The sequence below is a fragment of the Bradyrhizobium sp. USDA3010 genome (assembly GCF_056429065.1).
This window is the reverse complement of the sequence record NZ_JBWJZD010000019.1, coordinates 16,386-35,342: the sequence shown is the minus strand read 5'-3', so window position 1 is coordinate 35,342 and position 18,957 is coordinate 16,386. Positions and strand designations below refer to the sequence as shown.

At 65.3% G+C, this 18,957-nt stretch carries 23 protein-coding genes; 14 read left to right on the top strand and 9 right to left on the bottom strand.

What is annotated here, in order from left to right:
• Positions 1 to 2: 2 nt before the first annotated feature.
• Positions 3 to 1,214: a cytochrome P450 gene (locus AC066Y_RS25830; protein WP_478276319.1), complete on the bottom strand. Its 1,212-nt coding sequence runs from the start codon at positions 1,212 to 1,214 to the stop codon at positions 3 to 5.
• 111 nt (positions 1,215 to 1,325) lie between these two features.
• Here AC066Y_RS25830 and AC066Y_RS25825 point away from each other — a divergent pair, with 111 nt between their 5' ends.
• From AC066Y_RS25825 to AC066Y_RS25815, 3 genes are all read left to right on the top strand, one after another.
• On the top strand, positions 1,326 to 2,051 hold the full coding sequence (locus AC066Y_RS25825; RefSeq protein ID WP_478276318.1) for a TetR/AcrR family transcriptional regulator: 726 nt from the start codon (positions 1,326 to 1,328) through the stop codon (positions 2,049 to 2,051).
• An 84-nt stretch (positions 2,052 to 2,135) separates the two neighbouring features.
• Positions 2,136 to 2,477 (top strand): EamA family transporter, encoded by a 342-nt coding sequence (locus AC066Y_RS25820; RefSeq protein ID WP_478276317.1) that lies wholly within the window; start codon positions 2,136 to 2,138, stop codon positions 2,475 to 2,477.
• Positions 2,452 to 2,592, top strand: coding sequence for a hypothetical protein (locus AC066Y_RS25815; RefSeq protein ID WP_173643732.1), 141 nt, complete (start codon positions 2,452 to 2,454; stop codon positions 2,590 to 2,592). The genes AC066Y_RS25820 and AC066Y_RS25815 overlap by 26 nt, the downstream gene beginning before the upstream one ends.
• Positions 2,593 to 2,618: 26 nt before the next feature.
• Here AC066Y_RS25815 and AC066Y_RS25810 read toward each other — a convergent pair whose 3' ends face one another.
• Positions 2,619 to 2,861 (bottom strand): hypothetical protein, encoded by a 243-nt coding sequence (locus AC066Y_RS25810; RefSeq protein WP_478276316.1) that lies wholly within the window; start codon positions 2,859 to 2,861, stop codon positions 2,619 to 2,621.
• 179 nt (positions 2,862 to 3,040) lie between these two features.
• Here AC066Y_RS25810 and AC066Y_RS25805 point away from each other — a divergent pair, with 179 nt between their 5' ends.
• Both AC066Y_RS25805 and AC066Y_RS25800 read left to right on the top strand, forming a co-directional pair.
• Positions 3,041 to 3,217, top strand: a complete 177-nt coding sequence (locus AC066Y_RS25805; RefSeq protein ID WP_171947849.1) for a hypothetical protein — start codon at positions 3,041 to 3,043, stop codon at positions 3,215 to 3,217.
• Complete coding sequence (locus tag AC066Y_RS25800) at positions 3,183 to 3,377, top strand: hypothetical protein (RefSeq protein ID WP_478276315.1); 195 nt, start codon at positions 3,183 to 3,185, stop codon at positions 3,375 to 3,377. Before AC066Y_RS25805 ends, AC066Y_RS25800 begins: the two co-directional genes overlap by 35 nt.
• A 214-nt stretch (positions 3,378 to 3,591) precedes the next feature.
• On the opposite strand, the gene AC066Y_RS25795 is transcribed toward AC066Y_RS25800, so the two are convergent.
• Positions 3,592 to 3,846: a hypothetical protein gene (locus AC066Y_RS25795; protein WP_478276314.1), complete on the bottom strand. Its 255-nt coding sequence runs from the start codon at positions 3,844 to 3,846 to the stop codon at positions 3,592 to 3,594.
• Between the two features lie 201 nt (positions 3,847 to 4,047).
• Between AC066Y_RS25795 and AC066Y_RS25790 the strand changes: the two genes are divergently transcribed.
• The 5 genes from AC066Y_RS25790 to AC066Y_RS25770 all read left to right on the top strand — a co-directional run bounded on the left by AC066Y_RS25790 (position 4,048) and on the right by AC066Y_RS25770 (position 7,310).
• Positions 4,048 to 4,269 (top strand): hypothetical protein, encoded by a 222-nt coding sequence (locus AC066Y_RS25790; RefSeq protein WP_092118943.1) that lies wholly within the window; start codon positions 4,048 to 4,050, stop codon positions 4,267 to 4,269.
• A gap of 61 nt (positions 4,270 to 4,330) precedes the next feature.
• Positions 4,331 to 5,011 carry a transglutaminase-like domain-containing protein gene (locus tag AC066Y_RS25785; RefSeq protein ID WP_478276313.1) on the top strand — a complete coding sequence of 227 codons (681 nt, stop codon included), beginning with the start codon at positions 4,331 to 4,333 and terminating at the stop codon, positions 5,009 to 5,011.
• 76 nt (positions 5,012 to 5,087) lie between these two features.
• On the top strand, positions 5,088 to 6,014 hold the full coding sequence (locus AC066Y_RS25780) for a DMT family transporter (protein ID WP_478276312.1): 927 nt from the start codon (positions 5,088 to 5,090) through the stop codon (positions 6,012 to 6,014).
• A gap of 83 nt (positions 6,015 to 6,097) precedes the next feature.
• Complete coding sequence (locus AC066Y_RS25775) at positions 6,098 to 6,277, top strand: hypothetical protein (RefSeq protein WP_478276311.1); 180 nt, start codon at positions 6,098 to 6,100, stop codon at positions 6,275 to 6,277.
• 640 nt (positions 6,278 to 6,917) lie between these two features.
• Positions 6,918 to 7,310 (top strand): hypothetical protein, encoded by a 393-nt coding sequence (locus AC066Y_RS25770; RefSeq protein WP_478276310.1) that lies wholly within the window; start codon positions 6,918 to 6,920, stop codon positions 7,308 to 7,310.
• A 153-nt stretch (positions 7,311 to 7,463) separates the two neighbouring features.
• On the opposite strand, the gene AC066Y_RS25765 is transcribed toward AC066Y_RS25770, so the two are convergent.
• The 3 genes from AC066Y_RS25765 to AC066Y_RS25755 form a co-directional block, all read right to left on the bottom strand.
• Positions 7,464 to 7,913, bottom strand: a complete 450-nt coding sequence (locus AC066Y_RS25765; protein ID WP_478276309.1) for a hypothetical protein — start codon at positions 7,911 to 7,913, stop codon at positions 7,464 to 7,466.
• Positions 7,914 to 8,031: 118 nt separating this feature from the next.
• On the bottom strand, positions 8,032 to 8,403 hold the full coding sequence (locus AC066Y_RS25760; RefSeq protein WP_092118924.1) for an ElaB/YgaM/YqjD family protein: 372 nt from the start codon (positions 8,401 to 8,403) through the stop codon (positions 8,032 to 8,034).
• 137 nt (positions 8,404 to 8,540) lie between these two features.
• Positions 8,541 to 9,653: an AI-2E family transporter gene (locus tag AC066Y_RS25755; RefSeq protein WP_478276308.1), complete on the bottom strand. Its 1,113-nt coding sequence runs from the start codon at positions 9,651 to 9,653 to the stop codon at positions 8,541 to 8,543.
• 210 nt (positions 9,654 to 9,863) lie between these two features.
• Here AC066Y_RS25755 and AC066Y_RS25750 point away from each other — a divergent pair, with 210 nt between their 5' ends.
• From AC066Y_RS25750 to AC066Y_RS25740, 3 genes are all read left to right on the top strand, one after another.
• Entirely contained in the window at positions 9,864 to 10,685 is an 822-nt protein-coding gene (locus AC066Y_RS25750) for a L,D-transpeptidase (RefSeq protein WP_478276307.1), read from the top strand.
• Positions 10,686 to 10,810: 125 nt separating this feature from the next.
• On the top strand, positions 10,811 to 11,440 hold the full coding sequence (locus AC066Y_RS25745; RefSeq protein WP_478276306.1) for a DUF2865 domain-containing protein: 630 nt from the start codon (positions 10,811 to 10,813) through the stop codon (positions 11,438 to 11,440).
• 112 nt (positions 11,441 to 11,552) lie between these two features.
• Positions 11,553 to 11,708 (top strand): Thivi_2564 family membrane protein, encoded by a 156-nt coding sequence (locus AC066Y_RS25740; protein ID WP_061880958.1) that lies wholly within the window; start codon positions 11,553 to 11,555, stop codon positions 11,706 to 11,708.
• Positions 11,709 to 12,203: 495 nt separating this feature from the next.
• Here AC066Y_RS25740 and AC066Y_RS25735 read toward each other — a convergent pair whose 3' ends face one another.
• Together AC066Y_RS25735 and AC066Y_RS25730 are read right to left on the bottom strand one after the other, a co-directional pair.
• Positions 12,204 to 14,366, bottom strand: coding sequence for a malate synthase G (locus AC066Y_RS25735; RefSeq protein WP_478276305.1), 2,163 nt, complete (start codon positions 14,364 to 14,366; stop codon positions 12,204 to 12,206).
• A gap of 193 nt (positions 14,367 to 14,559) precedes the next feature.
• Positions 14,560 to 15,795 (bottom strand): MFS transporter, encoded by a 1,236-nt coding sequence (locus AC066Y_RS25730; RefSeq protein ID WP_478276304.1) that lies wholly within the window; start codon positions 15,793 to 15,795, stop codon positions 14,560 to 14,562.
• A gap of 92 nt (positions 15,796 to 15,887) precedes the next feature.
• Between AC066Y_RS25730 and AC066Y_RS25725 the strand changes: the two genes are divergently transcribed.
• A complete protein-coding gene (locus tag AC066Y_RS25725) occupies positions 15,888 to 16,889 on the top strand; it encodes an AraC family transcriptional regulator (RefSeq protein ID WP_478276303.1) in 1,002 nt (333 codons plus the stop codon).
• Positions 16,890 to 17,033: 144 nt separating this feature from the next.
• Here AC066Y_RS25725 and cysC read toward each other — a convergent pair whose 3' ends face one another.
• Positions 17,034 to 18,953 (bottom strand): adenylyl-sulfate kinase, encoded by a 1,920-nt coding sequence (cysC, locus tag AC066Y_RS25720; RefSeq protein WP_478276302.1) that lies wholly within the window; start codon positions 18,951 to 18,953, stop codon positions 17,034 to 17,036.
• Positions 18,954 to 18,957 lie beyond the last annotated feature (4 nt).

Below are 18,957 nucleotides of genomic sequence, written 5' to 3'. Positions count from 1 at the left end.
AGCTATTTGCGGGTGACCTGCACCGGCATCGTGCTGAGCGCGCGCAGGCCGGAGCTGTCGCGGAAGGTTGTGGGACCTGCAATGTCGAACTGCTTCACGCGGCTGGCGAGCGCTGCGATCACGGCCTCCGCCTCCAGCCGCGCTACCATCTGCCCGACACAGCCGTGGATGCCGACGCCGAAGCCCATGTGTCCGGACAGCCGCCGCCTGATGTCGAACTGGTCGGGATGCTCCCAGCGCGTCGCGTCGCGGTTGGCGGAGGCGAGCAGCAGCAGCACCTTCTCGTGCTTGCCGATCCGGATGCCTGCGATCTCGGTGTCATGCGGCGTGGTGCGGAATACGAACGGCGCCGGTGAATCGAAGCGCAGCGTCTCGTCGAACGCCGCGCGCGCCAGCGACGGGTCGGCCGCGAGCAATGCCCATTGCTCCGGATGGCGCGCAAGCGTGTACAGCGCCATGCCGATCGCGCTGATCGTGGTGTCGAGCCCGGCCGAGAGCAGCGAACGCACCAGCAGCGGCGCTTCCTCCGCGCTGATCTCGCCGGTGTCGGCCGCCTCGTAGACCTGCGCGCCAAAACTGCCGGGAAGCAGCGCCTCGCGCTGGCAGCGCGCCGCGACCCAGGGCAGCACGCGCGGCGCCTCTTTCATCAGGTCGCGGAAATAGTCGTTCTCGGGCCCGAAGCCGGCGAACACCATCGCGCCATAGGTCAGGAAGTTCTCGCGGCCCTCCTGGTCGATGCCGAGCGCGTCGGGAAACACGCTGACCGGAAACACCTCCGCAACGTCCTTGATCGCATCGAACGATCCGCGCTCGACCAGCCCGTCGATCAGCCGTGTTGCCGTGGCCTTGAAATCATCCGCGAGCCGCCGCATCGCGCCGGGCGAGAGGATCCGCGCCAGCACCGCGCGGGTTCGGGTGTGCAGCGGCGGATCGGCTTCCAGAACGATGCTCGGCGGCCGCCACGGCGTTTCCTTGAAGTGGTTCGCAAGCCCGGCGCCGCCGGCGTTGCTGAAATTGACATGGTCTCCGAAGATCGCCTTGACCTCGGCAAAGCGCGGCACCGCCCAGATGTCATATCTGGTCAGGCGAACGACTGGCGCCGCGGCACGCAGCGCAGCGTAGGTGCCGTAGGGATCGGCCCGCGTCGCAGGGCTGAACGGATCGAAATCGCTGCGGACAATTTCGCCGGCGAGGGGGCTCGCAAGGGCGCTCATTGCATCCTCCCGTCTTATGATCAGTTAATTGACCATAGTCAATTAACTGGAGTATGACAAGGGGGCCTCGTTTCGATTCCATCGGAGCGGAAAACCCTCTAGGACACGGCCATGTCGATCGAGGAGCGATCCAGCAAGGGTGCGCGGCGCTTTCAGCGCAGGGCGCGTCAGGAGGCCGACAAGGAGGCGCTGAAGGCGTTGATCCTCGAGACCGCGCGCAAGGAGTTCGCCGCCGGCACGCTCGAGACCGTCTCGATCCAGAAGATCGCCGATGCGATCGGCTATTCGAAGGGCACCGTCCTCAAATATTATCCGACCAAGCTGCTGCTGCTGCTCGCGGTGAAGCAGCAGAATCTCGAGGCGGTTGCCGAACAGCTCGAACGGGTCCGCGCGCAGACCGCCGACAGCGATGCGCGGCTGCGGCGGGTGATGGAAACCTATCTCGACTATTGGGCCGACAATCCCGATCACTTCCGTTCGCTGTTCTCGATGTCCGGCACGGTCGAGGACCGCCGTTTTCCCGACGGCGTCTATTTCGGCGAGACCGAGATCGCGCGCCGCAGCTACGAGCTGTTCGTGATCTCGGTGCGGGAGTATCTCGCGGCACAGGGCGCCGAGCCGGCGTCCGGCCTGCCGCCGCGGCTCGCAACCGCGCTGCTTGCGGCCGTGCACGGCGTGGTCGCGCTCGCGCTCGGCACGCCGACCATGAAACTGCCGGACATGCGCGGCACCGGCCGTCTGCTGATCGCAAGCCTGATCGATGCCTGGACCAGCAAGCTTGCCGCCGCGCGGAAAAGCGAGGGCTGGCCGCGGGTCTCGATCGGCACCTTTGCCTGACGGAATGGTATCCGAAGGTACACGCCGATGCGGCGTGCGCGCCGCGAAGTGGAATCGCCTGCCTCCGCCTGCTAAGCGCGGCCGATGGATAAGACGCAACGCGACCGAACGATCGGCTTTCTCTGCCTGGTGGTGACGGCGTTCGGCTGGGCCCTGAACTGGCCGCTGATGAAGCTGTTGCTGCAGCAATGGCCGCCGCTGTTCGCCCGCGGGCTGGCCGGCACCTGCGCGGCGGTGATCCTGGGCACGCTGGCGCTGGCCCGCGGCCAGTCGCTCGCGGTGCCGCGCGAGGCGCTGCCGCGGCTGTTGTTCGCCTCCTTCACCAATATTGGATGGGCTTTGAGGCCGCCCATGGAACCGACGTTCACGCGACGCGTTCTCCTGAAAAGGGAGCTTGGCCATGCGCAAGGCGATCGCGCGGCTTGATGCGGAGCAGAAGGCGCAGCTGCTTTATCTCGCAGATCTCGGTACGGCGATGTTCACCTCGGCGCTTGTGGTGTGCACGCTGAAAGCGGTCGTGGACCTCTTCGTCGCCGGCTGAACCGCCGCATCAGCGCCAACGCGCCGTCATTCCTCTTGCGGCGCGTCCGCTTGGGTGTGCCCATCCGGCCCGCGGTTAAACACCCCATACTCGCTCGACTTCACCCCGGCCCCTCCATCGACGCCGTTGCTGGCCAGGCCGAGCCTGAGCAGCTCGCGCACTGCCGCGGCACGGGTCGGCATGCGGTGCCTGAAGCGGAAATCGTCGAGAGCCGATAATTCTTGGGGGGAAAGCATGACTTGAAGACGTTCAGCGCGAAGCTCGTTCATCGCAAATCGCCCAGAATTAGTTAGTTGAGTAATTTGCTAAACGAACCAATTCGCGGTGGGTTCCGCAGCTTGAGATAATAACGTCGATTGAGTAAGTTAATCAAATAAAATCAATAGCTTAGAAGAAAAACTAAGGGAACGATCCGGCTGCCTCTCCGTTGTCTGGCGGGAGTGACGCCATGACCAATCACGTCAAGCTGCCCCGCAAGCTATCCGAGGAGCCGGAAGCGCCGGAACCGCGGCGCCCGAGCCACGCACGGGTGATCGATCAACTGGACCGCTGGGCCAATAGTCCCGGTCTGCAACCGCCAAGGGTGAGTGATGCAGAAGACGATTCGGAAGCGGAAGCGATCTGAACCCCACACCTTCGAGCAGCGGCTCGAAGAGCATCGCGTGCGGCTTGAGAACCGGCTCGCGCAAGCGCCGAGCGGCGCCGAACGCGAGCAGCTTGCCGCGCGCCTCGAGCAGCTGCGGACAGCGGCCGAGCTGAACGCGATGCTGTCGATGAGCGAATGAGCCGACACCCGGCAGCGACGGGACGCCCACGTGCTCCCGCCGCAGCGCGCGCCTCATCTCTGCGCAATTTCGGAATATTAGAAATATATACCTGAGTTGCCCGACGTCTCAAGCGTTTGGTCGAACGCCGGCCGCGGCCGGCTGCTTTGCATTGGTTGTTTCTATGTTTTGGCAGCGTCCCCTGCGGCGGCCCCGGCACTTCATGCTGCACGAGCTAGTCGGTGGGGTGGCGGCCGGTGCGCGGATTGATCGGCGACGTAGGCGGCCGCCGCAGCGCCTCGGGCAGGAAAGCTTCGCCGCTCCTGGACGAGGCGTCGGCACGCACGTCGGCGGCCCATTGCGCGCGTTCGTGCGCTGTCTGGTTGTCGTTGAACGTCCGCTTCACGTCGACGCCGTCAACCGGATCGTTGACGCCGTTCTGGCTCGCGGGGTGGTCGACGCCGCTGTGAATGTCACTGGAATTGCCCATCGCGGCCTCCACGTTCGGTTGCTTCCGGATCAAGATTTGATCCGGATCAACGTGGCCAGCGCGAGCGTCGTTCCAAATAAGGGCGTTCCGAAAAAGTGAAGGGCGGAGGTATCGTCTGCCGCCCGGAATCCTTGGCGCGCCCGGAGCCAGCCGGTAGGATGGAACCCGGATCGTGGTCAGGGACCAAGGGAAGACTGGGGAATGAAGCATGTCGACGTCGCGGTGATTGCTGCCACGCTGTGGTTGCTGGCGTCGATGGTGCTGGACATCCTGACGCCGAAGTCGATCACCGCGCTGATGATCGCCGCCGCGCTCGCGCCGCCGTTCCTGATCGGGATCGGCATCCATTTCGCACGCGAATATTTCAAGGCAAAGCGGCGCAGCTACCGGCCGCCGCAGTGGGACGAACGCTTCAGGAACTAAGCGGGGCAGGGCTGCAAGAAGGCTGCATTGAACTGCGCACTTGGCTTGCTAAGGTTGCGCCATGACCGAGCGCCTCCCCGATACGATCAGCCGCCTCTACACCGACCCCGGCGAGTATGTCGACAGCGACCATCCCGCCGTCGAGGCGTTCGCCCGCGCCGCCGTCTCACCCGATGCCAGCGCGCGCGACAAGGCCAGCCGGCTCTACACCGCGGTGCGCGACGGCATCCGCTACAGCCCCTATGTCAGCATGCGCTCGCCCGAGAGCTACCGGGCCTCCAGCGTGCTCGCCGCCGGCAATGGCTACTGCGTCGGCAAGGCGGCGCTCTATGCCGCCGCCTGCCGCGTCCACGGCATCCCGGCCCGGGTCGGCTTCGCCGACGTCCGCAACCATCTCACCACCGAGAAGCTGCGCCAGAGCATGGGCTCGGACCTGTTCACGTGGCACGGCTTCACCGAAGTGTTCGTCGACGGCGCCTGGCGCAAGGCGACCCCGACCTTCAACGACACGCTGTGCGCCAAGCTCGGCGTCAAGCCGCTCGATTTCGACGGCCATTCGGATGCGCTGCTGCACCCGTTCGACGGTGCGGGGCGCGCCTACATGCAGTATGTCAATGACCACGGCACCTATCACGACGTCCCGGCCAAATTCCTGATGCGCGAGATGGCGCGCGAATACGCCAACATGCAGGGCGAGGACATGTCCGGCCGCGACATGGAGCGCGAGGCGGCGGAGCAATAGCGCGAGCGCGCTGCGAACGTTGTGCGCTGTCGGATGCCGTCCTGGCTGAACGTGCGCCGGCTGAGGGGGCGGTGTCATGGATGCGGAGCTGCCGAAAGGTCAGGTCGGCCGCCCGGCCACGGGCTGGGAAGACGCGGTCGCGCTGACCGGGTTCATCCTGGTCGCGGTCGGGCAGGCCTCCAACCAGGTGCTGGCGCGCGGCCTGGCCGGCTCGGTGCCGCCGTACTCGCTGGCCTTCTTCCGCTGGAGCATCATCGCCATCGGCCTCGCGCCGTTTGCGATCGCAGCCGTGAGGGACGGCAAGATCCCGCTGGCGCAGAACTTCTGGCCGATCCTCGCCGCGGGCTTCCTCGGCATGTTCCTGTGCGGCGGCCCGGTCTACATCGCCGGCATCACCACCACCGCGATCCATATCGCGCTGATCTTCGCGCTGTCGCCGATCATGGTGCTGTTGATTTCGGCCGCGCTCGGCATCGAGCATATCGGTCCGCTGCAATGGCTCGGCACGGCGCTGGCGCTCGCCGGTGCGCTTTTGATCGTCTCGGGCGGGCATCTGGAAACGCTGACGCAATCGAGCGCGGCCTGGGGCGATCTTCTGGTGGTGTGCGCGATGCTCGGCTGGTCCGGCTACACGCTGGTGCAGTCGCGCGTCGCGCCGCGCGCCTCGCTGCTGGCGCGGGTCAGCCTGTTCTCGGCGGCCGGCGCGCTGTGCTCGCTGCCGCCGGCGCTCCAGGAGATGTGGACGACGCCGGCTGCGGTCTTCAACGCCCGCGCGTTCGAGGCCTATGTGTTCGCCGGCCTCGTCCCCGGCCTGATCGCGTATGCCGGCTTCGCCTGGCTCGGCGCGAGGTTCGGCTCGGTACGGACGTCGCTCGTGCTCTATGTCGCGCCGATCGCAAGCGCATTGCTGTCCTGGATCATTCTCGGCGAGCCGCCGAAGCTGATCCACCTGGTTGGCGGCTTGCTGATCCTTGGCGGCGTCTGGGCGAGCCTGCGCAAATAGATCCAGCTCCTTCCGGGGGTGCAACCTTTTCCAGCCTCGTGAGTTGAATCCAGCGTTGATTCAAGAGCTTAGTCGGAGGTCGTATGAATCTTACTCCCCAGCAGCGCAAGATTCGTAACGAGCAGCGTCAGCAGGACGCATCGCAGGCGATGAAGGAGCACCTCGCCCACGAGAAGGCGTTCTACGACAACTTCCACCGCCTCAAGGCCGAGCGGCAGGCGCGTGAAGCCGCGGAATCACGGAAGCCATCCGCCAAGAAATAAGCGCCGAGAGCCACACCAACCATCGGGATTTCCCGGACCGAGAAGGAGCGAAAGCGAGGGGCGAGCGCAAGCGAGTTCGTCCGAATGACGCGATGAAATCTCCAGGCTCATGGAGGATCTCAGATGTATTTTTCCGATAAGAAAACGGTCACTTGCAAATGCGGCGAGCCCTTGAGCGAATTGATGCTCGTCGACGATCAGACGACTGGAATCAAGTTTCATGTCGGTCGTTGCGCGTCCTGCCGTGAAGTGACGGTCGTTCGATCCCAGGACATGCCACCAAACGATAATGCCTGATGCAGACAGTCCTCTCGCTTGGCGGAGGGACCGCTCCTTCAGCGCCGGGCTTCGATTGCGACGGCTGAGCGACAGGCCGGCTGACGCATCGTTCGCGGCGCGGCCGAAAAAAGAGCAGGGCGCGACCGGCATCACCACGGTCGCGCCCTACGTCGCCGGTCAATGGGGCAGGGGGAATAACCGGCTCCTCCAATGACTCGCAGACCCCCGGACTCGTTCCGCGCGAATCCAAATTTTTTTCGTACACGGTTAAGTGATGGCTGGACGCGAGAACCCCACAGGTTTCCCTCGCGTTGTGTCCGTGATCGCCAACGGGAATTTCCATGGGGCGAGGGACATCACCATGTCAAAGATTCAAAAGGGAATTTTCGCTGCGTTGGCGGCTGGATTGACGCTTGGCGCGGTCCAGCTGGCGTCCGGCCACGATCTCATTGGCGGACAGCAGGTCACCACCCAATTGGCGCCGGAGAGCGCAGTCAATCGGGCCGCCAAGACCGACCGTGCCGCGGTTCCGATGACCAGCCTGCCGAGCCGGACGGTTGCGCTGAAGGTCGATCGGCTTCCCGATACGTCGGTCCTGGTCCGTGTCCCCGTGGCGCGGGAAGAGGCCCGCAATCACCCCGCGGCGCCGGCGCGTGCACGCCCCGGCGACATCCGCAAGGTGGCCTGCGAGCCAGTGGTCAGTGTCCTGACCGAAGTGGCCAAGCTGCTGCAGCCCGGTCGCTGTGTGACCTGAGCCCCCCTTGAACCTTGAACAGTGCCATCGCCCGGCTTGTCCGGGCGATCCAGTATTCCAGAGACAGTCATTGTTGAGCCGATGGGCCGCGGCGTACTTGGATCGTCCGGTCTAAACATCGAGCCGGGCGATGACAGCAGTGCTTGTTGGTGGCTATTCCCCTTCGTCCGGCTCGCTGCTGCCGGCGGCGCTGCGGCTTGCCATCAGGCCGAGTGCGAGACCGCCGACCGCCAGGATCGGGATCAGCCGCTTCACGCCGATCGCTCGCACGATCTGCAGGCCGGTGGCGATCAGCGCGGGGTCGGCGAGCATTGTCGCTGCGGCCGACTTCGCGGCCTTTGCCGCCTTCTCGGCACGCCTCTGCATCTCGCGCTTGCGTGCCATGTAGACGCCGATGGCGATCAGCGTGACGACCAGGAACACCGCGGCGCCGGACAGGCACGCCTCCACCGGACCATAGTGCTGCAGCACATAGACGAAGGCCGCCGCGCACAGGAAGGCGATGGTGATGAACAGCGCGATCGCGGCGGCGGCCGCGAGCGAGGTCAGCCGCAGCGCGCTGCCGGTGGATTGCTTGACGTCATCGATCAGCCGCTGAAGCATTGACCAGCCTTGTCCTGAAGAGCCTTGCCTTGAACCTTGCCTTGAAAAGCGCATCGACGAACGAGGCGGCGGCGCGCCAGCGCTGCCATCGCGTCCAGAACGGTGGCTTGCGCATGACCTAGCGCCGCCAGGTGACGCCGATCAAAAAGCCGAGGCCGAGCGCAAGGCCGACGGTCGCCAGCGGCCGCTGCGTGATCACCTCTTCCAGCGATTCCTCGATCGAGGATGCCGCATCCTGCGCCGCGCCCATCATCGCGCTGCCGCGCTCCGACATGTCGTCGAGCGTCGATTCGGCGTTGGCGCGCACATCCTTGTAGCGGCGGCGGGCCTGCTTGCCTGCGTTGTTGGCAAACGAGTTGAGCGCGTCGGTGATCTGTTCGGTGAGGGCTGCGATATCGTTCTTCACGGCGGTGACATCCTTTTCGAGGCGTTCGTAGGTCGCGTTATCCGTCATGGTCCTGATCCCAAATGCGCTGTCCGTGCTCGACATCGAAAGCTCCCGGAGAGCGTGTGTGTCTGGAGAAAAACGCTTCGCAGCTCGCAAGGTTCCAGATGCGAAACCGGGCTTTGTTGTTCGACGCGTTTTCTTCACGCGAACCGGTGCCCACTTCGCTTGAAAACGCTTTGTTAGTCCTCAGGCAGCTGCGGCGAATTGACCGGCATCAAATGCTCCTTGACGATCAACGCCACGATCAGCAGCGGCGACGACAGGAAGGCGCCCATCGGGCCCCACAGCCAGGTCCAGAATGCGAGCGCGAGAAAGACTGCGAGCGCGTTCAGCGACAGCCTGCGGCCGACGATCGTCGGCGTCACGAAATGCCCTTCCATGAAGGTTACGACGGCAAAACACGCCGGCGCGAGCAGCCCGGCGCCGATGGTCGGCGCGGAGATGATGCCGACCACGACCAGCACCACGAACATCGCGACCGGGCCGATGATCGGAATGAAGTTCAGCGTCGCGGCGAGCGCGCCGAGCCCCGCCGGGTTCGGCATCCCCGTCGCCGCGCAGATCGCGCCGGTGACGATGCCGACGCCGACGTTGATCATCGTCACCGTCAGCAGATAATTGCCGAGATGGGTCTCGACCTCGTTGAGGATACGCAACGTGCGCAATCGTGCCGCGCGGTCGCTGAAGGTCATCACCAGCCCGCGGCGCAGATCCTTCCAGCTCGCGATGAACAGGATCAGGGTTGCGATGAACAGCAGGAATTCGGCGAAGGTCGGCGACACGAATTCCAGCGTTGGCTGCACCCATTCGAATTTCGGCAGCTGGAGGCTGGCGAGCGTGTCGGGCCCGCCGACCATGCTCTGCAACTCCTGCCACAGCATAAGCAGCCGGTCGAACACATGCAGCTTCTCCTTCAGGATCGCCCCGAGTTCGGGCAGCCGCGAGCTCCATTCCATCACGGGCGAGGCAATCAGCCCGACCATGAAGCTGACGGCGGCGCCGACCGCGACCACGATCAGCACCGCGCCGAGCGCGCGCGGAATCCGGTAGCGCTCGAGCAGGCTCGCCGCCGGCGACAGCATGGTGCCGACGATGAAGGCCATGGTGATCGGGAGGAAGAAGGCACGCGCCAGATAGAGCACCCCGACGATGACAATCACCAGCAGGCCGACCAGCGCGAAGGCGACAACCTCGGCGCGGCTGATCACCGGCGGCGTTTCGGCTGTGCTGTCGGGGACGGGCGTGCCTTCGGGCGCATTGCCAAGCATACGTTCACCCGGAAAGGCGCGCACCAGACTCCTCCCGAATGGGGACAAATGAATTTCGCGTCAAATTGCGCACGACAACCGCCTTGTCCCGGCAAAGGTTCCATCGCGCTCTCGTGAGAGTTGGCGGGTTGACAATCGCGACTTCGCGACGATTCGCAGCGGAACCGTCTGATGGTTACGCGCGTTGGGTGGTCATCGCATCACCATGATGCGCATCCCGTCCAGGGGCAGCACATGACACAGCAGTCTCTCTCCAGCCGCCGGCTTGCGTCGCGCGCCGCGCGCACTCATGTCCGCACTTTTGCCTTCGCCAGCGTCCTGTTCGCGACGCCGTTCATGATCACCAATTCGGCCAGCGCTCAGGTTCGCTCGTCCGCGCTCGGCTATGCGTCGACGCAGCCGGGCGGATTCCCCTCCGACGAGGTGATGAACGATCCCTCGACCGAGGACGGTGCACTGCCGGAGCGGCTGCGCCGCACCACCGTCGCGCTCAACACGTCTGAGGCGCCCGGCACCATCATTATCGATACCGGCAATACCGCACTCTATTACGTGCTCGGCGGCGGCCGCGCGATCCGCTACGGCGTCGGCGTCGGCCGCGAAGGCTTCACCTGGGCGGGCACCCAGACCATCAGCAACAAGGCGGAATGGCCGGACTGGCATCCGCCGGCCGAGATGATCAAGCGCCAGCCCTATCTGCCGCGCTTCATGGCCGGCGGCCCCGGCAATCCGCTCGGTGCCCGCGCGATGTATCTCGGCTCCAGCGAGTACCGCATCCACGGCACCAACGATCCGTCGACGATCGGCAAGTTCGTGTCGTCGGGCTGCATCCGCCTGACGAACGAAGACGTCACAGACCTGTTCAACCGCGTCAATGTCGGCACCAAGGTCGTGGTGCTGCCGAAGAACGGGCCGCATATCGCCGCCCGCGAGCTCGGCCCGACCACGACGCAGATCTCGGTCCGGCCGGCTCCGGCGCAACCGCGCCCCGCGGTGATGACGCTGCCGTCCGGCCGTCAGGCGTTGAACATCCCGGCGACTTCCTCGTTGTACTAGAGCGCTTTCGAGCGAGGTAGATACCGGTTCGCGTGAAGAAAGCGCGTCAGAACAAGAATCTAGAGCCGCGTTCCGATTCAATCGGAACGGGGCTTCAGGGATCTGCATCGTACTGAGGGTCGATGATGGCAAGGCGGCACGTGAGGCGGTGGGCGTTCGGGATGGCGGCAGCACTCGGCCTGTCCCTTGCGCCTGCGGCGCAAGCCCAGGATTTCTTCTCGCAACTGTTCGGCGGCTTCATGCAGGGCCGCCCGCCAGTGATCCGGATGCCGTTCGATGACGGCCCGGCGCCAGTGCCGCGGGCCGAGCGTCGCGCGCGCTATGACGCCGGCCAGGCCTATTGCGTGCGCACCTGCGACGGCCGCTATTTCCCGCTGGCTGCGACCGGCAACCAGAGCAAGGCGGAAAGCTGCAACAGCTTCTGCCCGGCGAGCGCGACCGAAGTGGTCTATGGCGGCAATATCGACAACGCCGCGACCGAAGACGGCAAGCCGTATTCCGAACTGCCGAACGCATTCCGCTATCGCGACGAGATCGTCTCGGGCTGCACCTGCAACGGCAAGGACCCCGTCGGGCTCGCCGCGGTGAAGATCGAGGACGATCCGACCTTGCGCAAGGGCGACATCGTCGCCGGCAAGGACGGGCTGATGTCGGTCGGCCGCCCGGACCGCCGCGGGGCATCTCTCAATTTCACGCCGGCGCCGGATCGCATCCGCGCCAAGTATCAGCGCGCGCCCGTGCTGGCGCGCGAATAGGGTCGCTCACGCGAGGCCGCCGCTTTCGGTTCCTTGGTCCGGAACCGGATTCCTCATCGCACGTTAGCAACGGGCGAACATCACATTCACCGATGCCATTAGGGGGCCCCGCATGCTCGTCGGCGTACTCGTCACTTTCCTTGTCGTTATTCTGGTTCTCTATCTCATCAACATGCTGCCGCTCGACGGCCGCGCCAAGCAGATCGCGCGCGTCGTCGTCATCATCATCGGCATCGTCTCGCTGCTGAAATATCTGGCGGTCTTCTAGCTTCGTCATTGCGAGTGAAGCGAAGCAATCCATCTCACCGCGCGAGTGGAGCAATGGATTGCTTCGTCGCTTCACTCCTCGCAACGACGTCGATGCAGCACCATGAGGGTCTACAGTTCAGCCGCGAAACAAGGCGCATATCCTCGTCCACCGCTGTCATCGCCCGGCTCGACCGGGCGATCCAGTACGCTGCGGCTCCTCGATTCAAGCACAGACGTCTCTGGAATACTGGATCACCCGCATGCGCGGGTGATGACGCTGCGAGGGGTGTCCGCAGGATTTCTGAATAATAGAAGAATATCGCTGATTTGCCCGACGAGTCAAGTTGCCGGCAGCCGCCGGCTCCTTTGCATGGGGTTGTTTTCGATATTTTGGCAGTGCGCCCCTGCGACGGCAGGCCATCGCATCCGGCTCCTCTAGCGCCACCTGCGGCGCCAACAAAAAAGCCCCGGCTCATCGCCGGGGCTTTTGCTTGTGGTTGGGATCGCTCGCGGATCAGCCGGCGGCCTTGGCCTCGCGGCGGCGTGCGGTGAGGATGTATTCGGTGTAGCCGTTCGGCTGCGTACGTCCCTCGAAGATGAGGTCGCAGGCCGCCTTGAAGGCGACGCCATCGAACGCCGGCGCCATCGGCTTGTACAGGGCATCCCCGGCGTTCTGCTTGTCGACGACGACGGCCATGCGCTTCAGCGACTCCATCACCTGATCTCTGGTGATGACGCCCTGATGCAGCCAGTTCGCCAGATGCTGGCTCGAGATGCGCAGCGTCGCGCGGTCTTCCATCAGGCCGACATCGTGGATGTCGGGCACCTTGGAGCAGCCGACGCCCTGGTCGATCCAGCGCACAACGTAGCCGAGGATGCCCTGGCAGTTGTTGTCGATCTCCTGCTTCACGTCGTCGGGCGCCCAGTTCGACTGCGACACCGGAATGGTGAGGATGTCGGAGAGTTTTGCACGCGGCCCGCCCTTGGCGAGTTCCTGCTGGCGGGCGATCACGTTGACCTGGTGATAGTGCAGGGCGTGCAGCGTGGCCGCGGTCGGCGACGGCACCCAGGCGGTGGTGGCGCCGGCCTGCGGATGGCCGACTTTCTGCGCCAGCATGTCGGCCATCTTGTCGGGTGCCGCCCACATGCCCTTGCCGATCTGGGCATGGCCGGGCAGGCCGTCGATCAGGCCGTTGTCGACGTTCCAGTCCTCATAGGCCTTGATCCAGGGCTGCGCCTTCATGTCGTTCTTGCGGATCATCGGACCCGCTTCCATCGAGGTGTGGATCTCGTCGCCGGTGCGGTCGAGGAAGCCGGTGTTGATGAACATGATGCGCTTGGAGGCGCGCTGGATGCAGGCCTTGAGGTTGACCGTGGTGCGGCGCTCCTCGTCCATGATGCCGACCTTCAGCGTGTTCTCGGGCAGGCCGAGCATCTTCTCGACCTCGGCGAACAGGTCGCAGGTCAGCGTCACCTCGTCGGGGCCGTGCATCTTCGGCTTGACGATATAGGCCGAGCCGGTGCGGCTGTTCCTGACCTTGGAATTGCCCTTGAGGTCGTGGATCGCGAGCAGGCCGGCGACCGCAGCGTCGAGCAGGCCTTCCGGGATCTCCTCGCCCTTGGCGTCGAGCACCGCGTCGGTGAACATGTGGTGGCCGACATTGCGCATCAGGAGCAGGCTGCGGCCGTGCAGCTTCAGCTCGCCGCCGTCGGGCTTCTTGTAGACGCGGTCGGCATTGAGCGAACGCGTCAGCGTCTTGCCGCCCTTGTCGAAATCGGCCGACAGCGTGCCGTTCATCAGGCCGAGCGTGTTGCGATAGACCAGCACCTTGTCCTCGGCGTCGACGGCGGCGACCGAGTCTTCCATGTCGAGAATGGTCGAGACTGCCGACTCCAGGATCATGTCGGCGACGCCGGCCGGATCGTCCTTGCCGATGACGTTGCTGCGGTCGATCTTGACCTCGACATGCATGCCGTTGTTGACGAGCAGGATCGCGCTGGGCGACGCAGCGTCGCCCAGATAGCCGGCGAACTGGGCGGCGTCCTTCAGCGCGGTCGAGTTGCCGCTCTTCAGCTTGACCGAGAGCTGGCCCGCGATCACGCTGTAGGAGGTCACGTCGGTATGGCTTCCGGTCGCGAGCGGCACAGCGGCGTCGAGGAACGCCTTGGCCTTCGCGATCACCTTGTCGCCGCGGGCCTTGTTGTAACCCTTGCCACTCTCGCTCGGATCATGCGGGATCGCGTCGGTGCCGTAGAAGGCGTCGTACAGCGAACCCCAGCGCGCGTTGGCGGCGTTCAGCGCGTAGCGGGCGTTGGTCAGCGGCACCACGAGCTGCGGGCCGCAGATCTTGCCGATCTCGTCATCGACGTTGGCAGTCTCGACCTTGTGGGTCGCGGGCTCGGGCAGCAGATAGCCGATGTCCTTGAGGAACGCGGTGTAGGCGTTGATGTCGAACGCCTTGCCCTTGTTGGCGTGATGCCAGTCGTCGATCTTGGCCTGCAGCGTGTCGCGGACCGCGAGCAGCTCGCGGTTCTTCGGGCCGAGCTTCTGGATGATGGCGGCGAGTCCTGCCCAGAACGCGTCAGGCGCGATCCCGGTTTTCGGCGTCGCCTCCTTGGCGATGAAATCGAACAGGACAGGGGCGATCTTCAATCCATGGGCATCGACACGAGTCATGATGGGCTTTCTCAAAGAAATGGGGCGTTTAGGGGCTGTTTTCGAAAGAAATCAGCAAAAAACGCGCCAAAGGCGGCGTTCACGCCCTTTTTGCCCTAAAGCCACGGCTCTGAGAAGGCCCCCTTTCCCCGAGGCGCTGCACCGGCAGCCGCCGTGCATTTCTAAAGCCCGATCCAGTCTCGTAAGGACGCCGTTACGGCCCCCTGGTCCGTACCTTGGTGGCGATCAGCAATGCGGCGAGCAACAAGGGAATTGCGCCCGCCACGAACACCGCTGCCGCGCCCATCAAATCGAGCACCAGCCCGCCGCCCGCCGCACCCATGGTGATGCCGAGGAAAATCGAGGCCACCGTCAGTCCGGTGCCGCTTTCGGTCTCATCGGGTACCATGCGGGTGATCCAGGTCGTCGTCGCGACCGGCACGCCGCTGAAGGCAAATCCCCACAGTGCGACCAGCACCAGTGCCGGAATGACGTCCTTGCCATAGACCGAGAGCAACAGACCGAGCACGCTGATCGCCAGCGGCATCGCGATCAGCGTGAGCTTGAGATTGCGCTCGGCCATCAGCCCGCTCGCGAAGGAGCCTATATAGTTGGCAACGCCGAAGGCAAGCAAGGTTGCCGCGACCCCGGCCGCGCCAAGCCCGGTCACGCTTTCAAGGAAGGGACGGATATAGCCGAAATAGCCGAAGTGTCCGGTGAAGACCAACGTCGCCGCGAAGATGCCGGCACCGATCCCCGGCCGTGTCAGGATGTCGACCAGGGTGCCGAGCCCGGCTTCTCCCTTCGGGGCCAAGCGCGGCAAGGCCAGCGCCTGGACGACGAACACCGCCGCGCCCAATGCCGTCGCGAGCAGGAACACGGAGCGCCAGCCCGCCACCTCGCCGAGGTAGCTGCCGAGCGGCACGGCGATGATCATGGCGGCGGGAATGCCGCTCATCACGATCGACAAGGCCCGTGCAACCAGCGACGGCGGCACCAGCCTGATCGTCGTGGCTGCCGCCATCGCCCAAAAGCCGCCAATGGCGAGGCCAAGCACGATGCGCGCCGCCAAGAGGAACGTGATGCTCGGCGCCAGCGCCACCAGCAGGTTGGAGATGACCAGAAGAATCGAGAAGCTGAGCAGCACCGGCTTTCGATTGAAGCTGCGCGTCAGTCTCGGCGTGAACAACGCCCCGACCAGGCCGGCCAGCGAGGTCGCCGTCACCGCCTGACCGGCAAGGCCCGGGCTCACACCGAGGTCTCTCGCCATCGGCGTCAACAGGCCGGACGGCAGGAACTCGGCGGTCAGAAGTGCGGTGACACCCAGCATCATGGCGACGACGGCGCCCCAGGCGGGCTGCTCCGATGCGGCCGGCTTGTCACCAAGCTTGAGAGCGATCTCACCCGGCATCAGCGCAACGGCATCGGCCTGCGCCAAATCGGGGTTCACTTCTTGATCCATTGACCGAAACTTCCATCTTATGCTGCGCTGCCGCAGACATAGATTGGACGGTCTGGACAATCTATGCCATAAACACCCGAATGTTTGATCGCTCGTCCAAATCGCCCGCCGATACGACCGATGCCGCCGTCGATCTGGTGAGCGAATTGTTGCTCGGGATGCGGCTTGAGGGCGTTCACTATCGTCGGGTCCAGACGCGGGCGCCGTTCGGTTTTCGCTTCGAGACGCCGTACGGACGCGCGCAATTCCACTTCGTTGCGCATGGCACGGCGCTGCTGCGCTACGCCGATGCGGCGCTGCTTCCCCTCGGGTGCGGTGACGCAATCTTCCTGCCGCGCGGCGGCGCGCATGATCTCGTCTCGGCCCCGGACGAGCCGAGTTGCGACGTCGAGCGTTTCGAGACCGAGACGCTGTGCGGCAATGTCGATGTGACATCGGCCTGCCCTGACGGATGCCCGCAGGACGAGTCGGTCCTGGTCTTCAGCGCCTGCATGAATTTCGATCTCGGCGGCATGCGCCCGCTCATCGCCCTGATGCCGGAGGTGATGCGGGCCGACACGTTGCTTGTGCGCCAGCCGGAAATCGAACCGATGCTGAAGGCGATGGAGCGGGAGACCTGCACGCCGCGGGCCGGTTCCGTCGGCGTGATGGCGCGGCTCGCCGATGTTCTCGCCGCGTCGATCGTGCGCGGCTGGGTCGAATGTGGCGGCGCCAACGCCATGGGCTGGTTCGAGGCCTTGCGCGATCCGCGTCTCGGCCGCGCCATCGGCGCGCTGCATCGCGCTCCCGGCCGCAACTGGACCGTTGCTGAACTGGCGGCGGAGGCGGGTTGCTCGCGGTCGCTGTTCGCCGAGCGCTTCCAGTCAATGACCGGGCAATCGCCGCTGCGCTATCTTGCCGAGTTGCGCATGCGCCTTGCGACACAGTGGATCGAGCATGAACGCCAGCCGATCGACGTGATCGCGCAACGGCTGGGCTATGCGTCGCAGGCGGCCTTCAGCCGCGCGTTCAAGCGTATCACCGGGCAATCGCCGGGAATGGTGCGGCAACCGGCTGGAAGCCGCCGCGCGGCCGCCGAATAGGCCTCAACCGAACCGGTTTTTGACACCGCCGTCACGCCCCGCTTCAAGCGGGGCATCCGGTGTGCCGCAGCCTCTCCGCTTAAGCACCGACGTCTCTTACAGGGTCGTCCGGTCGAGCCGGACGACGACAGATCGAGTTTAGCTTCAGATGTTCGCCGCGAGGTCGGTCAGTTCGTCGAACAGGATGCCGGTCGTGGCCAGCATCCGCTCGATCGCGTCGGTGGCATCGCTGACCGAGCGGTTCGAGGTGTCGATGGTCAGTTCGTTGCCGGTCGGCGGCTGGTAGTCATTGGTGATGCCGGTAAAGGACGGCAATCCACCCGAGCGCGCCTTGGCGTAGTGGCCCTTGGGGTCGCGGGTCTCGCAGACCTCGGCAGGTGTCGCGACATAGACCTCGCGGAATGCGCTGTCGGCGATGCGGCGGGCTGCCGCGCGATCGGCGGCCGCCGGCGACACCGCGGCGACGATCGCGATATGGCCGTTGCGCGCCAGATGGGTCGCGACCTCGGCGAGGCGGCGAATGTTCTCGGTGCGATCCTGCGGCGAGAAGCCGAGGTCGCTGTTCAGCCCGGCGCGGAAGGTGTCGCCGTCGAGCAGGATCGGCGAACCGCCATTGCTGAACAGCCGCCGCTCCAGCGCGCGCGCCAGCGTCGACTTGCCGGAGCCGGGCAGGCCGGTCAGCCAGACCACTGCGCCATTGTGATGGTAGCGCGCAGAGCGCTCGTCCGGCCGCAGCGCGGATTCCACCGGCACGATGTCGATCGGCACCGCGGGCCGGCCGGCATCGACCGACAGCACGAGGCCGCCGCCGGCGATGCGCCCGTTGACCTCGATCACGAGGCGGCCGGTGCGCGGATTGTCGGTGTAGGGATCGGTCGCAACCGGCTGCGCCAGCGAGATGTCGATCTCGCCGACATGGTTGCGCGCGATCGCGGTGTTCTCTTCGTTGGACAGCGCGCCGGGATCGATCGCCTTTTCGATCGTGACCACGGTGGCGCGGCTTTCCTTGGTGCCGAGCCGGATCAGGATCTGCTCGCCCGTGGTCAGCGGCTTGTCGTGCAGCCAGAAGATCCGCGCGCGGATGCGGCGGGTGTCGCGCGGGCTCTGCCCGCTATGTCCGATGATGTCGCCGCGCTCGAGGAACAGCTCGCGGTCGAGCGTGATGCCGACCGAGCGCCCGGCGCCCCGCGGACCGTTGACCGGCGTCACCGGCCAGCTCTCGACCGTCTTGATCTTCGCGATCTTGCCCGTGGGCATGATGACGATCTCGTCGCCGGCCTTCAGGCTGCCGGACTCGATGCGGCCCGCCACGATGCGGCGGTCGTCGAACTTGTAGATCGCCTGCACCGGCAGCCGCAGCGGCAGCTCCGCCAGCGGCGGTGCCGGCTCGAGCGCATCGAGCGCCTCGACCACGGTCGGTCCCTTGTACCATCCGATCCGTGGCGTGTGTTCGGCAACGCCGTCGCCGTCGCGCGCGGAGATCGGGACCACCGCGGTCGGTGTTACGCCGAGGCCGATCAGATGCGCGGAAATCTCGTCGCTGATCTCCTTGAAGCGATCGGCACTGAAATCGACCCGGTCCATCTTGTTGACGACGACCGCAACCTGCTTCACGCCGAGCAGATGCAGGAGATAGCCGTGCCGCCGCGTCTGCGAGCGGACGCCTTCGAGCGCGTCGATGATCAGCACCGCGCCGTCGGCCTGCGAGGCGCCGGTGATCATGTTGCGCAGAAACTCTGCGTGGCCGGGCGCGTCGATCAGCACGACATCGCGCGAGCGGGTGCGGAAGCGGATCTGGGTGGTGTCGATGGTGATGCCCTGGTCGCGCTCGGTCTGCAGCGCGTCGAGCAGGAACGACCATTCGAACGGCATGCCGCGCCGCGCGCTGACCGCCTTCAGCATCTCCAGCTTGCCGTCCGGCAGGCTGCCGGTCTCATGCAGCAGGCGCCCGACCAGCGTCGACTTGCCGTGATCGACATGGCCGACGATGACGATGCGCACTTGCGGCCGCGTCGTGCCGTTGGGCGTTGCCGAGATCGAGGCAGTGGGAAGGATCATGTTCATCGGA

Coding starts and splice junctions, on each gene's coding strand:
- AC066Y_RS25830 (WP_478276319.1), bottom strand. CDS start 1,214: ATGAGCGCCCTTGCGAGCCCCCTCGCCGGCGAAATTGTCCGCAGCGAT.
- AC066Y_RS25825 (WP_478276318.1), top strand. CDS start 1,326: ATGTCGATCGAGGAGCGATCCAGCAAGGGTGCGCGGCGCTTTCAGCGC.
- AC066Y_RS25820 (WP_478276317.1), top strand. CDS start 2,136: ATGGATAAGACGCAACGCGACCGAACGATCGGCTTTCTCTGCCTGGTG.
- AC066Y_RS25815 (WP_173643732.1), top strand. CDS start 2,452: ATGCGCAAGGCGATCGCGCGGCTTGATGCGGAGCAGAAGGCGCAGCTG.
- AC066Y_RS25810 (WP_478276316.1), bottom strand. CDS start 2,861: ATGAACGAGCTTCGCGCTGAACGTCTTCAAGTCATGCTTTCCCCCCAA.
- AC066Y_RS25805 (WP_171947849.1), top strand. CDS start 3,041: ATGACCAATCACGTCAAGCTGCCCCGCAAGCTATCCGAGGAGCCGGAA.
- AC066Y_RS25800 (WP_478276315.1), top strand. CDS start 3,183: ATGCAGAAGACGATTCGGAAGCGGAAGCGATCTGAACCCCACACCTTC.
- AC066Y_RS25795 (WP_478276314.1), bottom strand. CDS start 3,846: ATGGGCAATTCCAGTGACATTCACAGCGGCGTCGACCACCCCGCGAGC.
- AC066Y_RS25790 (WP_092118943.1), top strand. CDS start 4,048: ATGAAGCATGTCGACGTCGCGGTGATTGCTGCCACGCTGTGGTTGCTG.
- AC066Y_RS25785 (WP_478276313.1), top strand. CDS start 4,331: ATGACCGAGCGCCTCCCCGATACGATCAGCCGCCTCTACACCGACCCC.
- AC066Y_RS25780 (WP_478276312.1), top strand. CDS start 5,088: ATGGATGCGGAGCTGCCGAAAGGTCAGGTCGGCCGCCCGGCCACGGGC.
- AC066Y_RS25775 (WP_478276311.1), top strand. CDS start 6,098: ATGAATCTTACTCCCCAGCAGCGCAAGATTCGTAACGAGCAGCGTCAG.
- AC066Y_RS25770 (WP_478276310.1), top strand. CDS start 6,918: ATGTCAAAGATTCAAAAGGGAATTTTCGCTGCGTTGGCGGCTGGATTG.
- AC066Y_RS25765 (WP_478276309.1), bottom strand. CDS start 7,913: ATGCTTCAGCGGCTGATCGATGACGTCAAGCAATCCACCGGCAGCGCG.
- AC066Y_RS25760 (WP_092118924.1), bottom strand. CDS start 8,403: ATGTCGAGCACGGACAGCGCATTTGGGATCAGGACCATGACGGATAAC.
- AC066Y_RS25750 (WP_478276307.1), top strand. CDS start 9,864: ATGACACAGCAGTCTCTCTCCAGCCGCCGGCTTGCGTCGCGCGCCGCG.
- AC066Y_RS25745 (WP_478276306.1), top strand. CDS start 10,811: ATGGCAAGGCGGCACGTGAGGCGGTGGGCGTTCGGGATGGCGGCAGCA.
- AC066Y_RS25740 (WP_061880958.1), top strand. CDS start 11,553: ATGCTCGTCGGCGTACTCGTCACTTTCCTTGTCGTTATTCTGGTTCTC.
- AC066Y_RS25735 (WP_478276305.1), bottom strand. CDS start 14,366: ATGACTCGTGTCGATGCCCATGGATTGAAGATCGCCCCTGTCCTGTTC.
- AC066Y_RS25725 (WP_478276303.1), top strand. CDS start 15,888: ATGTTTGATCGCTCGTCCAAATCGCCCGCCGATACGACCGATGCCGCC.
- cysC (WP_478276302.1), bottom strand. CDS start 18,953: ATGAACATGATCCTTCCCACTGCCTCGATCTCGGCAACGCCCAACGGC.